We start from the raw sequence: 13060 nt of genomic DNA on the forward strand, positions 1-13060 counted from the left end.
TCACACCCGGCCGCGCGCTGCGCTACGCCGGGGGCTCCGCGCGCGGCCTCCTACACCAAGCGTTGGGACACTACCTGCCATGCAAATCGCCCGCCGGGCGGTGGACAGTCCGAACCTCAAGCGTTTATTCATCGTTTCCTATGTATATCTTTCGCCAGCTGCGCGGTTTGGAGCCGCCATGCTTGCGGGCATGCCACTCGCCTTCACCCACGGATGTGATGCCCGTGCGGTCATTGTAAGACGAGCTGTGCGTGATCTTGTATGTTGCGGGGGACCAACTGCGCATGCCTTCCAGCTATCTTGCTGGATTTACGCAGTGAATCCCTGACGGGATTTGGGCAACAAAGCCTCCGGGCGCTGCACAAGGCGCGTGACAGCCCCCGCGGGCTCTGGCATCAGGGGGCATGACCAATCGGATCGCCATCTGGCTTGCCCTGCTGATCGTCGCGCTGCTGGCGCTGGACACGTGGTTTTTTGGATCGGATCACTTGCTGTTCCTTGGCCGCAAGTTGTTTGCCCTGCTCGATTGGGTTGCGTTCTGGCGCTAGCCCGCGCCGCGTCGATACGGCAGGTTGACTTGTCACCGCGAACCTGATGACTTGCCCGCAAACACCAAATTCACCATAGCGAGGAGTCTCCCAATGACCGTCAAAGTCGCCATCAACGGCTTCGGGCGCATCGGCCGTAACGTGCTGCGCGCCATCATCGAGTCGGGCCGTACCGATATCGAGGTCATCGCCATCAACGATCTGGGGCCGGTCGAGACCAACGCCCACCTGCTGCAATTCGACAGCGTCCATGGCCGTTTCCCGCAGACCGTGACGGTTTCGGGCGATACCATCGACGCCGGGCGCGGCCCGATCAAGGTCACCGCCGAGCGCAACCCCGCCGACCTGCCCTGGGGCGACGTCGACGTGGTGCTGGAATGCACGGGGATTTTCACGGCCCGCGACAAGGCTGCGCTGCATCTTCAGAACGGCTCGAAGCGCGTGCTGGTATCGGCCCCTGCCTCGGGTGCGGACAAGACCATCGTCTTTGGTGTGAACCACGACACGCTGACCGCGGACGACATCATCGTGTCGAACGCCTCTTGCACCACCAACTGCCTGTCGCCCGTTGCCAAGACCCTGAACGACACGGTCGGCATCATCAAGGGCTTCATGACCACGATCCACAGCTACACCGGCGACCAGCCGACGCTGGACACGATGCACAAGGATCTCTACCGCGGACGCGCTGCGGCGATGTCGATGATCCCGACCTCGACCGGCGCGGCCAAGGCCGTCGGCCTCGTGCTGCCCGAGCTGAACGGCAAGCTTGACGGTGTCGCCATCCGCGTGCCGACGCCGAATGTGTCTGTTGTCGATCTGGTGTTCGAAGCCAGCAAGCCGACCACCGTCGAAGAGATCAACGCCGCGATCAAGGCCGCCGCAGACGGCCCGCTCAAAGGCGTTCTGGGCTATACCGAAAAGCCGAATGTCTCGATCGACTTCAACCACGATGCGCATTCGTCGATCTTCCACATGGATCAGACCAAGGTCATGGACGGCACCATGGTCCGCATCCTGACATGGTATGACAACGAGTGGGGGTTCTCGAACCGCATGAGCGACACTGCTGTCGCCATGGGCAAGCTGATCTGATCCCTCGCCGGGCGCGCGCCCGGCAAATTGGATGCTTTCAGGGGCGGGGCCGGCAGCGGCCTCGCCCTTACTCGTCTTGCATCAAGGTCCTTGCAAGGACATAGCCGCGCGTTGCGCCATGATCTCGCGCGCGCGCCGCTTTCCACGATGGCAGCATATCGGTGGTGACGGGCGCCGGTGGCGGCAGCCTGCGGTGCACGGTAACGGCGCTTGGCGGCGCGGCGGCGGGCACGGCATGAATGGCGTGACGGCGCAGCGATGGTGTTCCCGAACGAATTTCCATGAATTGTCTCCTTGAGCGGCACCCTACTCCTGTCTTTCATGGGCGTAAGGTTAACGCCGAAGGATGAACAATTCCCTTACGCCCTTGCATACAAGGGCGATCCGGCCGTGTGCGGCAAAAACGTCTTAACCAGAGCCCGCGAAACCCCGTCGTGCCATGCAGTTTTTGCAAGGCGGGAAGACCTTCTCGGAAGTTGTGCTGCACCGCAGCAAACCCTAAGTTAGCGCCAACAGCAACGAGGGAGGAGCCACGGAGCAATACCATGAACCACCTCTTGAAAACCCTCGGATCCCGTCTGGAACGTCGAGTCAAATACCTGCGCACCCTGCGAGAGCTTCGCAGCATGCCGCTGGATGTGGCGCTCGATCTGGACATCAACCCGGGCGATGCACGCCGCATCGCCGCATTGGCCGTCTACGGCCGCGCCTGACACATAGGCACCCGGCCGGTGCCCGATGCATCGGCCATTGGACTTAAAGGAAAACACCCATGTCCGTACTGAACGCACTTTTTCGCCGCTATGCCTACCACCGCACGCTGCACACGCTCAACACCCTGCCGGCCAAGACCCGGTTCGATTGCGACATCGTCGGCCACGAGGCCGAACTGGCGCATCGCGCCGTCTACGGCAACTGATCAGGCAAACCGCTCCTGCAGCGCGGCATAGACCGGCGGCGTCACGAATTTGCTGACGTCGCCACCCAGCCGGGCGATTTCCTTGACCAGCTTCGAGGCAATCGCCTGGTGACGGGCTTCGGCCATCAGGAACACGGTCTCGACGCTGCTGTCGAGCACCCGGTTCATCCCCACCATCTGGAATTCATATTCGAAATCCGCGACCGCTCGCAGGCCGCGAATGATGATCTGTGCGCCGACATCGCGCGCACAATCGATCAACAGGTTCTCGAACGGGTGGACCACGATCTCGGTTCCGGTCCGCTCTGACAGAACGGCGCATTCCGCCTCGATCATCGCGACCCGTTCTTCCAGCGAGAACAGCGGCCCCTTGTCGCGGTTGATCGCGCAACCAATCACCAGCCGGTCGACCAGAACGGTGGCCCGGCTGATGATGTCGATATGACCGATCGTGATCGGATCGAAAGTGCCGGGATAAAGACCGATACGCATGGGGTGACCCTCCGCCGTTTTGCGGCACGCAACAATATTGCGTCAAAGATTGCAACCCCTTCCGGGTGCCTTCGCCGTTCAGTGGCCCATGATCATTCCCTGAAGCGCGTCCTTCTCCATCGACAGTTCGGAGATCTGCGCCGCAACCACGTCGCCGATGGTGATGATCCCGACCATCACCCCGTCTTCGACCACCGGCATGTGGCGGAACCGCCCTTCGGTCATGCGCCGCAGCACCTCGTCGCTGTCATCCGTGCGGGTGCAGCTCTTGAGCTCTTTCGTCATCAGCGACTCGACCGACTGTCCCAACACAGCCGCACCTTCGGCTGCAAGGCGGCGCACGATGTCGCGTTCCGACAGGATGCCAAGCGGGGTCAGACCGTCTTCGGAGATCACGACGCCGCCGATACGCCGCTCGGCGAGCACCTGCGCCGCGTCGGCCACGGTGGCCTTGGGGCCAACCGTGAACACGCCATCCTCGCGCTTGTCCTTGAGAATCTGCTGAACCTGCATGAGCACTCCTCCATCGCTCTGGTATTGATGGAAGGCTCGGCTCCCGGGGGAAGTTTGTCAACTCAGACCTTCAAGCCGGGTCAACTCGCGGCGCACGCCATGCAGCAAAGCCTTGGCAAATCTATCGAGCCGCCCCAGCCTCTGGTCATCAGCGTGGCGCACGAGGTAAAAGCTGCGGCTGAGCGAGATGTCCTCTGCCAGGATCTTTCGCAGCCCCGGCGCCGCGGGCAGCGCGAAGTCATGCACCATGCCGATCCCTGCCCCAAGGCGCAGCCAGTGAAACTGCACCGACACCGAATTCGATGCGAGACCGACCCGGTCGATGCCGATTTCCGACAGGTAATCCAGTTCCTTGTCGAAAATCATATCGGGGATGTAGCCGATGATCCGATGCGCGCTCAGATCCGCCTTGCTGCGGATCGGCGGGTGCTGGGCAAGGTAGTCTTCGGACGCCGCGAGATGCAGGCGGTAATCGGTCAGCTTCTGCACCACCAGCCGGCCTGCGGTGGGGGCCGACACGCCGATGGCCAGATCCGCCTCGCGGCGCGACAGGTTGACGATGCGCGGCAGCGCGACGATCTGAATTTCCAGATCGGGATTTTCGACGCCGATCTGCGCGCAGACCTGCGGCAAAAGGAAATTCGCCAGCCCGTCCGGGGCCCCGATGCGAATCTGCCCCGACATGCCGGTCCCGGCCCCGCGCACGGCTTGCGTGCCCTGCCCCAGCGCCGCCTCCGCGCTTTCGGCATGGCTCAACAGGCGCGCTCCGGCTTCGCTCAGCGCATAGCCCTGCGGGCCTTTCACGAACAGCGGCTGGCCCAGCGTTTCCTCGAGCCGCGCCACCCGCCGCCCCACGGTCGCCGGGTCCATCCGCAGCACCCGGCCCGCGCCCGAAAGCCCGCCCCCGCGCGCCACGGCAAGGAAAATCCGCAAATCGTCCCAGTTGTCCCGCATTGCCTCACCTTTGCAAAAACGCAAAACCCTTTTGCCTGATTACCCCTGTACGCTGCAATTTCGCAAGACTAGTCTATGGCCAGATCCAATACCGCAGGAGCCGACCATGAAAGACCATCAGGACGTGAAAGAGCTTACCCATTTCATCAACGGCCAGCATGTAAAGGGCACCTCGGGCCGCTTTACCGACGTGTTCAACCCCGCCACCGGGGAAGTCATCGCCAAGGTGCCGCTGGCCACGGTCGAAGAACTCAACGATGCCGTCGCCAAGGCCGCCGAGGCGCAGAAGGCATGGGGCGCGACCAACCCGCAGCGCCGGGCCCGCGTGATGATGAAATTCGGCGCCCTGATCAACGAGCACATGGACGAACTTGCCGAGCTGGTGTCGATGGAGCACGGCAAGACCCTGCCCGACGCGCGCGGCGATGTGCAGCGCGGGCTTGAAGTGGTCGAGGTCTGCATGGGCGCGCCGAGCCTGCTCAAGGGCGAATACACCGACAATGGCGGGCCGGGCATCGACCTGTATTCCATGCGCCAGCCGCTGGGCGTGGTCGCGGGCATCACCCCGTTCAATTTCCCCGCGATGATCCCGCTGTGGAAAATGGCCCCGGCACTGGCCTCGGGCAATGCGATGATCCTCAAGCCGTCCGAGCGCGTGCCCTCGACCGCGCTGCGCCTTGCCGAGCTGATCATCGAAGCGGGCCTTCCCGAAGGCGTGCTGCAGGTGGTCAACGGCGACAAGGAAACCGTCGATGCGATCCTCGACAATGACACCGTGCAGGCGGTGGGCTTTGTCGGCTCGACTCCGATCGCGCAGTACATCTATGGCCGCGCCGCCAACAACGGCAAGCGCGCCCAGTGCTTTGGCGGCGCCAAGAACCACATGATCATCATGCCCGACGCCGATCTTGACAAGGCCGCCGATGCGCTGGTCGGGGCCAGCTTTGGCGCGGCGGGCGAGCGTTGCATGGCGATTTCGGTCGCGGTTCCTGTCGGCAAGGAAACCGCCGACAAGCTGGTCGAAAAGCTGCTGCCGCGCATCGACAAGCTGAAGGTCGGCCCCTACACCGGCGGCGAAGACGTCGATTACGGCCCCGTCATCACCGCCGCGTCGAAGTCGCGGATCGAAGGGCTGATCGCCTCGGGCGTCGATGCCGGCGCGACGCTGGTGGTCGATGGACGCGACTTCACGCTTCAGGGCTATGAAAACGGCTTCTTCGTCGGCCCGTCGCTGTTCGACAATGTCACCCCCGACATGGAGATCTACAAACAGGAGATCTTTGGCCCGGTGCTGACGCAGGTGCGCGCCGAAACCTACGAAGATGCGCTCGAGCTGGTGATCGACAATGAATACGGCAACGGCACGGCGATCTACACCGCCGATGGCGACACCGCGCGCGATTTCGCTCATCGGGTGAACGTCGGCATGGTCGGTATCAACTTCCCGATCCCGGTGCCGCTGAGCTACCACACCTTCGGTGGCTGGAAGAAATCGGCCTTTGGCGATCTCAACCAGTACGGCCCCGACGCGTTCCGTTTCTACACCAAGACCAAGACCGTCACGGCGCGCTGGTTCTCGGGGATCAAGGAAGGCGGCGAGTTCAACTTCAAGGCGATGGACTGACCGCGCTGCGCGCCTGATCGACAAGACATTCAAAGGGGCGGCCGGTCGGTCGCCCCTTTTTGCGTTGCCCCGGCCAGACAGCGCAGTGCGCATCGGCAACGCCCGGAACTTTCCGTAAGTCCTTCAAACGAAACACTTGCAAATTACGAAACCCGCGCCAAAGCTTTGGCCATCGGATGCACCGGAGCATGATGCCCTGGCCACCGACTTACCTGTGTTCACCGGTGCGATTTCACATATGTCGATCGACTTTCACATCCTCGCCGACCGGGGACTGGTCTATGTTCGTTACGAAGGCTTCGCGCTGATCGACGATACGATGAAGGCGTTCGGCCGCTACATGCAGCACCCGCAGGCGCGCCCGGGGCAAAAGCAATTCGTCGATCTGTCCGGCGTCACCGGATATGAACGTGACTTCACCCGGCTGATGGCCATTCAGGCCCGCAAGGCCGACCAGTTCGGCAGCGGCGGCACCCAGACATTGATGGTGTACTATGCGCCGTCGCGCCTTGGCCTTGAACTGGCGCAGCTGGTCCTGAGATCCTGGGAGGGGTTCGATGCCGTTGTCGCGCTGATCCAGCAATCCGAGCAAGAGGCACTGTCGCTGCTCGGACTGCCCGAAACCTGTGTCGCAGACCTTCTGGAAAACACCGGGCGCAGTCGGCCCGACAGCTGAACCTCTTGACTTTCGCTAGGCGCCACACAGCTTGGGCGAGTGTGAAATACCAACAAATACCACCTTAGCGTGCTATAGAGATCTCAAGACCACATATGTCAATTGAACTCACCCTCTATCCACGACGAAACCTCGCCTACCTTCGTTTCGCCGGGATCGCGACCCCGTCCGAATATATCTCGGTGGTCGAGCGCCTTCAGGGTGCCGGCGAAGTGCACCCCGGCACGGCAATCCTTGCCGACCTGTCGCGGGTCGAGGACATGGTTTTGGATTTCCTTCAAACGCTGTCGATGGTCGGGGTTGAATCGCGGCTGTGCAGCCGCGTGCTTCCGGGAACGCGCTATGCCTGCTATGCGCCCGACGATCTCGCCTATGGTGCGTCGCGCATGTATCACCAGATCGCCGACAACGCGCTGCCCTACCAGATGGATGTGTTCCGCCTAGAGGGTCCGGCGCTTGAATATATCGAACAGCCCGAGCGCACCATCGCCGAATTCCTGCGCGCCGCGCGCTAGGCTTGCCGCAACGGCTCCCGGATGGTCTTCTGACACCGGGAGGACCGCCATGCCACAAAAAACCCGAGACCCCGCCTTCAGGATCGGCATCGAGGAAGAATACCTGCTGGTCAATGCCGAGACGCTGGCGCTGGCCGAAGCGCCCGAGGCGCTGCTGGATGCCTGCCGGGCCGATCTGGGCGCTCAGGTCAGCCGCGAATACCTGCAATGTCAGGTCGAGATCGGCACCCTGCCCTGCGCCAACGTGGCCGAGGCCCGCAGCGATTTGCAAAACCTGCGCCGCACCGTCTCCCGTCATGCGCAAAGCTTTGGCCTGGCCCCGATTGCCGCCTCCTGCCATCCGCTGGCCGACTGGAAGCAACAATCGCACACCGACAAGGACCGCTACAACGATCTGCGCCGCGCGCTGGCGGCGGTGGTGCGCCGGATGCTGATCTGCGGCATGCATGTGCATGTCGAGATCGACGACGACTCCCTGCGCGCCGACCTGATGCGGCAGGCGGTGTATTTCCTGCCGCATCTGCTGGCGCTCTCGACCTCCTCGCCGTTCTGGCAGGGGCAGGACACCGGGCTGGCCAGCTATCGCCTGACGGTGTTCGACAACCTCCCACGCACCGGTCTGCCGCCGCATTTCTCTGGCTGGCAGGATTACGAACGCTCGGTGCAGACGCTGATCGACCTCGGGCTGATCGAGGACAGCTCGAAGATCTGGTGGGACATGCGCCCCTCGTCGCGCTTTCCCACGCTGGAAACCCGGATCATGGATGTGCAGCCGCGCATCGAGGATACGCTGATGCTGGCGGCGCTGGTGCAATGCATTCTGCGGATGCTCTGGCGGTTGCGGCGGCGCAACCAGCGCTGGCGGATCTACGAGAATTTCCTTGTTGCAGAGAACCGCTGGCGGGCGCAGCGCTATGGTGTCACCGAGGGGCTGATCGATTTTGGCGCCGGGGCGATCGTGCCCTTTGCCCAGCTTGCCGAGGAACTGCTGGCGCTGATCGGCGAAGATGCCGAGGCGCTTGGCTGCACCGCCGAAGTGCAGCGCATCCACAGCGTCGTGCAGAATGGAACCTCGGCCAGCCGACAGCGCGCCGTCGCCGCGCCCTATCCCGAAGGCAGCGAAGCGCGGATGCGCGCGGTGGTCGCCCATCTTGTCGCGGAATTCCACGACGGGCTCTGACCCTTGCGCGCCCCGCCCTGGCACGGCATGAACGGGGCGCGCCAGACAGGGGACAACCACATGAAGACCTGCATCGTCACCTCGGATTTTCACGTCCCCGGCGAGACCTTCATCAACCGCCATATCGAACATGCCTTCGGCGGCAATACCTGCGTGCTGACCGGGCGGTTCAATGGCGCCGACCCGTTCGGCAAGCCGCTGTTCGTGCGCCGCGCACCGCTCAGCACCGCCGACAAGCTGCGCGCGCCCTTTGCCATGGGCTGGAACGCCGCAATCGAAGGCACGGGCCGCCTGCCCTTTGGCGACAATCGCCAGCGCCTTGCCGATTGGCTGCACGCGCAGCAGGTTCAGGTGATCCTTGCGGAATTCGGCACGCAGGCGCTGGTGGTGGCCAAGCTCGGGGCCGCACTGAACATCCCGGTCTTTACCTATTTTCGCGGCACCGATGCCAGCTTTGCCCTGCGCTCAAAGCAGATCGTGCGGGCCTACAAGCGGATGATGCCGCGCCTCGCGGGGGTGTTTTCGGTCAGCCAGTTCCTGCTCGACAATCTGGCCGCCCATGGGGTGACGCACCCCAACGCCCATGTGGTGCCCTCGGGGGTCGATATCCGCCGCTTCACCCCGGGGCCAAAGACGCCCGGCTCGTTCCTTGCCGTCGGGCGCATGGTGGAAAAAAAGGCGCCGCAGGTGACGCTGCGAGCCTTTGCCAGCGCCGCGAGGGGCCGCGAGGCGCATCTGACCTTCATCGGCGGTGGCCCCTTGCTCGAAAGCTGCAAGGCCATGGCCGCCGATCTTGGCATCGCCGCGCAAGTGACCTTTACCGGCGCTTTGCCGCATGATCAGGTGCGCGCGCATCTGACCACCACCGAGACCTTCCTTCAGCATTCGGTCACCGCCAAAAACGGCAACACCGAAGGCCTGCCCACAGCCATTCAAGAGGCGCTCGCCTGCGGCTGCATCACCCTGTCGACTTGGCACGCCGGCATCCCCGAGGCGGTCGAGCACGGCATCAACGGCCTGCTGGTCGATGAATGGGACGAGCAGGGCTTTGCCAGCGGCATCACGCAACTGCTGAACATGAGCGATCGCAGCGCCATGACCGCCGCCGCCCGCGCCACCGCCGTGGCGAAATTCGACAATGCGGTTCTGCTCGCCAAGGTCGAAACCGTGATCCGCGACACCATCGCCTGAGGAGCGCAAATTTCGCAGCGTCCGCCGCCGCATCGCCGCTTGCATTCCGCCGCAACTGCCGACATGATCTGAACAAACGTTCAATTTCCATGAGAAAGGGAGGAGTCCCATGGATTTTGCGCTGAGCGAAGAGCAATCGGCGATCTTCGACATGGCCCATGCCTTTGGGCAGGAGCACATCGCCCCCCATGCGCGCACGTGGGAATCCGACGGCACCATTCCCCGCGAGCTGTGGCCAAAACTGGCCGAGCTTGGGCTTGGCGGCATCTATGTCAGCGAAGACTCCGGCGGCTCGGGCCTTGGGCGGCTGGACGCGACGCTGGTGTTCGAGGCGCTGTCGATGGCCTGCCCCGCCGTCGCCGCCTTTCTGTCGATCCACAACATGTGCGCCCGGATGATCGACAGCTATGGCTCGGAGGATCTCAAGGCGCGCTACCTGCCCGGCGCGCTGAGCATGGAAACCGTGCTGTCCTATTGCCTGACCGAGCCCGGCTCTGGCTCGGACGCCGCCGCGCTGCGCACCAAGGCGCAGACCACCGCAACCGGCTACAGCCTGACCGGCACCAAGGCGTTCATCTCGGGCGGCGGCTATTCCGACGCCTATGTCGTGATGGCACGCACCGGCGCGGATGGCCCGCGCGGCATTTCGGCGGTTCTGATCGATGACGGCACGCCGGGGCTGTCCTTTGGCGGGCTGGAACAAAAGATGGGCTGGAAGGCCCAGCCCACCCGGCAGGTGCAGATGGACGGCGCTGAAATTCCCGCAGCCAACCTGCTGGGCAAGGAAGGCAAGGGCTTTCGCTACGCCATGGCGGGGCTGGATGGCGGGCGGCTGAACATCTCGGCCTGCTCGCTTGGCGCGGCGCAGGCGGCGCTGGATGCGACGCTGCAATACATGTCGGAACGCCGCGCCTTCGGGCAAAGCATCGACCAGTTTCAGGCGCTGCAATTCCGCCTTGCCGATATGGAGATCGAATTGCAGGCCGCCCGCGTGTTCCTGCGTCAGGCGGCGTGGAAGCTCGATCAGGGCGCGCCGGATGCGCCGAAATACTGCGCCATGGCCAAGAAATTCGTCACCGAGGCCGGATCGAAGGTGGCCGATCAATGCCTGCAACTGCACGGCGGCTATGGCTATCTTGCGGATTATGGCATCGAAAAGATTGTCCGGGATCTACGCGTGCACCAGATCCTCGAGGGGACCAACGAAATCATGCGCCTGATCGTGGCGCGCGGCCTCGTCTCCGCCTGAACCTCACAAGGGAACCACCATGCCCGACATCCACGCCCGCATCGAAGGTTGCGCCGGCCGCATCACCCTGACGCGGCCCAAGGCGCTGAATGCGCTGACCCACCAGATGTGCCTTGAGATCGAAGCCGCGCTGATCGCCTGGGCGCAGGACGATGCCGTGGCGCTGATTATCCTTGATGCCGAGGGCGAGCGCGCCTTTTGCGCTGGCGGCGACATCGCCGATGTCTGGCGCGCTGGCAAGGCGGGCGACTTCGATCTGGGTCGCAGGTTCTGGGCCGATGAATACCGCATGAACGCCCTGCTGGCAGAATTCCCCAAGCCGATCGTCGCCTTCCTGCATGGCTTTGTCATGGGCGGCGGTGTCGGGCTGGCGGGGCATGTCTCGCACCGGGTGGTCGGGCAAAGCGCCCAGATAGCCATGCCCGAATGTGGCATCGGCTTTGTACCCGACGTTGGCGGCTCGCTGCTGCTGTCGCGCGCGCCGGGGCGGGTTGGCGACTATCTTGGCCTGACCGCCGCGCGCATGGGGCCGGGCGATGCGCTCTACGCAGGCTTCGCCGATCTGTTCATCCCCGAATCCGACTGGCCCGCGCTCAAGGCCGCGCTGTGCGACAGCGGCGACACCGCAGCACTTGGCGCGGCGGCGGCTTCGGCCCCGGAAAGCCCGCTGGCCGCATCGCAGGCCGAGATCACCGCGCTGTTCGGAGGCGAGAGCGTGGCTGCGATCCTGTCCGCACTCGAGTCGGCAAGCAGCGATCTTGCCGCCACCGCACTCAAGGCGCTGCGCCGCAACGCGCCGCTGTCTATGGCGCTGACCATCGAAATGCTGCGCCGCCTGCGCGCCGATCCCAGCGACATTCGCGCCGCGCTGGTTCAGGAATACCGCGTCTCGCACCGCGCCGTCGAAGAGGGCGATTTCCTCGAAGGCGTGCGCGCGCAGATCATCGAAAAGGATCGCGACCCGCACTGGCGGTTCCAGCCAGCGGACGTGACGCCGGACCAGATCGCAGCGATGCTCGCCCCGCTGGGCGCGGCCGAGCTGGCGCTGTGACATCCAAGCGGAGGAGAAACCCATGAAAATCGCCTTTATCGGGCTTGGCAACATGGGCGCGCCCATGGCCGCCAACCTTGCCGCAGCCGGGCATGACATCGCCGGCTTTGACGTTGCCGGCGCCAGCGCGCCGGGGGTTGCCCCCGCGCCATCGGCGGTGGAGGCCGTGCGCGGCGCCGAGGTGGTGATCACCATGCTGCCCAATGGCGCCATCCTGCGCGCCGTCGCCGCCGAGGTCATTCCCGCGATGAGCAGCGGCGCGGTGCTGCTCGATTGCTCAACCGTCGATGTGCAAAGCGCCCGCGAGGTCGCCGAACAAGCGCAGGCGGCGGGGCTTGGCGCGCTGGATGCGCCGGTTTCGGGCGGGATTGGCGGCGCGGCGGCAGGCACACTGACCTTCATGGTCGGGGGCGGTGATGCGGCCTTTGCCACTGCCAGACCGCTGTTCGAGATCATGGGCCAGAAGGCCGTGCATTGCGGCCCCTCGGGCAATGGTCAGGCGGCCAAGATCTGCAACAACATGATCCTTGGCGTGACGATGATCGCCACCTGCGAAGCCTTTGCGCTGGCCGACAAGCTGGGCCTGTCGCGCGCCGCGATGTTCGATGTGGTGTCGACGTCCTCGGGCTATTCTTGGTCGATGAACGCCTATTGCCCCGCGCCCGGCGTCGGCCCGACCTCGCCCGCTGACAACGGCTACAAGCCGGGATTTGCCGCCGAGCTGATGCTGAAGGATCTCGGCCTCGCGCAGCAGGCTGCCGAGGCTGCCGACGCCGACACCCCGATGGGCGCGCGCGCGCTGGAGCTTTACCGGACCTTCGTCGAAGATGAATCCGGCCGCGGCAAGGATTTCTCGGCCATGCTGCCAAGGTTCGAAACGCGCGGACGTTGATCAGGGCGCTACGGACGCTTTGTGCCGCATCGCTGGCCGCGCATGGTGCCCACGAGAGCTGCGAGAAATTGGCGCAGGTCGCGTCATATGGATGGCAATGGGCGGCAGCGTCGTGGCAGATGATGTGGGCAGACCGCAATCGGGCGTTTTGCGGCCAAGCT

Annotated in this window: 16 protein-coding genes and 1 pseudogene; 12 read left to right on the forward strand and 5 right to left on the reverse strand. The window is 64.1% G+C overall.

The window, feature by feature from the left end; translation table 11 throughout:
- Positions 1-127: 127 nt before the first annotated feature.
- Positions 128-232, reverse strand: a pseudogene (locus tag Q4543_RS07905) (IS5/IS1182 family transposase); the annotation flags it as partial.
- A gap of 172 nt (positions 233-404) precedes the next feature.
- Here Q4543_RS07905 and Q4543_RS07910 point away from each other — a divergent pair.
- On the forward strand, positions 405-548 hold the full coding sequence (locus Q4543_RS07910; protein ID WP_303437289.1) for a hypothetical protein: 144 nt from the start codon (positions 405-407) through the stop codon (positions 546-548).
- A gap of 93 nt (positions 549-641) precedes the next feature.
- Positions 642-1643: a type I glyceraldehyde-3-phosphate dehydrogenase gene (gene gap, locus Q4543_RS07915; RefSeq protein ID WP_216004686.1), complete on the forward strand. Its 1002-nt coding sequence runs from the start codon at positions 642-644 to the stop codon at positions 1641-1643.
- A 67-nt stretch (positions 1644-1710) separates the two neighbouring features.
- Here gap and Q4543_RS07920 read toward each other — a convergent pair whose 3' ends face one another.
- Positions 1711-1926 carry a hypothetical protein gene (locus tag Q4543_RS07920; protein ID WP_303437291.1) on the reverse strand — a complete coding sequence of 72 codons (216 nt, stop codon included), beginning with the start codon at positions 1924-1926 and terminating at the stop codon, positions 1711-1713.
- Positions 1927-2188: 262 nt separating this feature from the next.
- On the opposite strand from Q4543_RS07920, the gene Q4543_RS07925 reads away from it, so the two are divergent.
- Complete coding sequence (locus Q4543_RS07925; RefSeq protein WP_216004684.1) at positions 2189-2356, forward strand: hypothetical protein; 168 nt, start codon at positions 2189-2191, stop codon at positions 2354-2356.
- Between the two features lie 59 nt (positions 2357-2415).
- Positions 2416-2562, forward strand: a complete 147-nt coding sequence (locus Q4543_RS07930) for a glyceraldehyde-3-phosphate dehydrogenase (RefSeq protein WP_216004683.1) — start codon at positions 2416-2418, stop codon at positions 2560-2562.
- Here Q4543_RS07930 and coaD read toward each other — a convergent pair whose 3' ends face one another.
- The 3 genes from coaD to Q4543_RS07945 form a co-directional block, all read right to left on the reverse strand.
- Positions 2563-3054, reverse strand: coding sequence for a pantetheine-phosphate adenylyltransferase (gene coaD, locus Q4543_RS07935; protein WP_216004682.1), 492 nt, complete (start codon positions 3052-3054; stop codon positions 2563-2565).
- A gap of 78 nt (positions 3055-3132) precedes the next feature.
- Positions 3133-3567 carry a CBS domain-containing protein gene (locus Q4543_RS07940; RefSeq protein WP_303437294.1) on the reverse strand — a complete coding sequence of 145 codons (435 nt, stop codon included), beginning with the start codon at positions 3565-3567 and terminating at the stop codon, positions 3133-3135.
- Positions 3568-3624: 57 nt separating this feature from the next.
- Positions 3625-4521 (reverse strand): LysR family transcriptional regulator, encoded by an 897-nt coding sequence (locus Q4543_RS07945; protein ID WP_303437296.1) that lies wholly within the window; start codon positions 4519-4521, stop codon positions 3625-3627.
- 124 nt (positions 4522-4645) lie between these two features.
- On the opposite strand from Q4543_RS07945, the gene Q4543_RS07950 reads away from it, so the two are divergent.
- From Q4543_RS07950 to mmsB, 8 genes are all read left to right on the forward strand, one after another.
- Positions 4646-6145: a CoA-acylating methylmalonate-semialdehyde dehydrogenase gene (locus Q4543_RS07950; protein ID WP_303437398.1), complete on the forward strand. Its 1500-nt coding sequence runs from the start codon at positions 4646-4648 to the stop codon at positions 6143-6145.
- A 238-nt stretch (positions 6146-6383) separates the two neighbouring features.
- Entirely contained in the window at positions 6384-6821 is a 438-nt protein-coding gene (locus tag Q4543_RS07955; RefSeq protein WP_303437298.1) for a hypothetical protein, read from the forward strand.
- A 95-nt stretch (positions 6822-6916) separates the two neighbouring features.
- On the forward strand, positions 6917-7336 hold the full coding sequence (locus Q4543_RS07960) for a hypothetical protein (protein ID WP_303437300.1): 420 nt from the start codon (positions 6917-6919) through the stop codon (positions 7334-7336).
- Positions 7337-7385: 49 nt separating this feature from the next.
- Positions 7386-8516, forward strand: a complete 1131-nt coding sequence (locus Q4543_RS07965; RefSeq protein ID WP_303437302.1) for a carboxylate-amine ligase — start codon at positions 7386-7388, stop codon at positions 8514-8516.
- Between the two features lie 60 nt (positions 8517-8576).
- Positions 8577-9707, forward strand: a complete 1131-nt coding sequence (locus tag Q4543_RS07970; RefSeq protein ID WP_303437303.1) for a glycosyltransferase — start codon at positions 8577-8579, stop codon at positions 9705-9707.
- A gap of 109 nt (positions 9708-9816) precedes the next feature.
- The gene (locus Q4543_RS07975; protein WP_303437304.1) at positions 9817-10956 is read left to right on the forward strand and encodes an acyl-CoA dehydrogenase family protein; all 1140 of its coding nucleotides are present in this window, start codon (positions 9817-9819) and stop codon (positions 10954-10956) included.
- A 19-nt stretch (positions 10957-10975) separates the two neighbouring features.
- Positions 10976-12007, forward strand: coding sequence for an enoyl-CoA hydratase/isomerase family protein (locus Q4543_RS07980; RefSeq protein WP_303437306.1), 1032 nt, complete (start codon positions 10976-10978; stop codon positions 12005-12007).
- 22 nt (positions 12008-12029) lie between these two features.
- Positions 12030-12899 carry a 3-hydroxyisobutyrate dehydrogenase gene (gene mmsB, locus Q4543_RS07985; protein ID WP_303437308.1) on the forward strand — a complete coding sequence of 290 codons (870 nt, stop codon included), beginning with the start codon at positions 12030-12032 and terminating at the stop codon, positions 12897-12899.
- The last annotated feature ends 161 nt before the right edge of the window (positions 12900-13060 follow it).

Source organism: Salipiger sp. 1_MG-2023, assembly GCF_030547555.1.
GTDB lineage: Bacteria > Pseudomonadota > Alphaproteobacteria > Rhodobacterales > Rhodobacteraceae > Salipiger.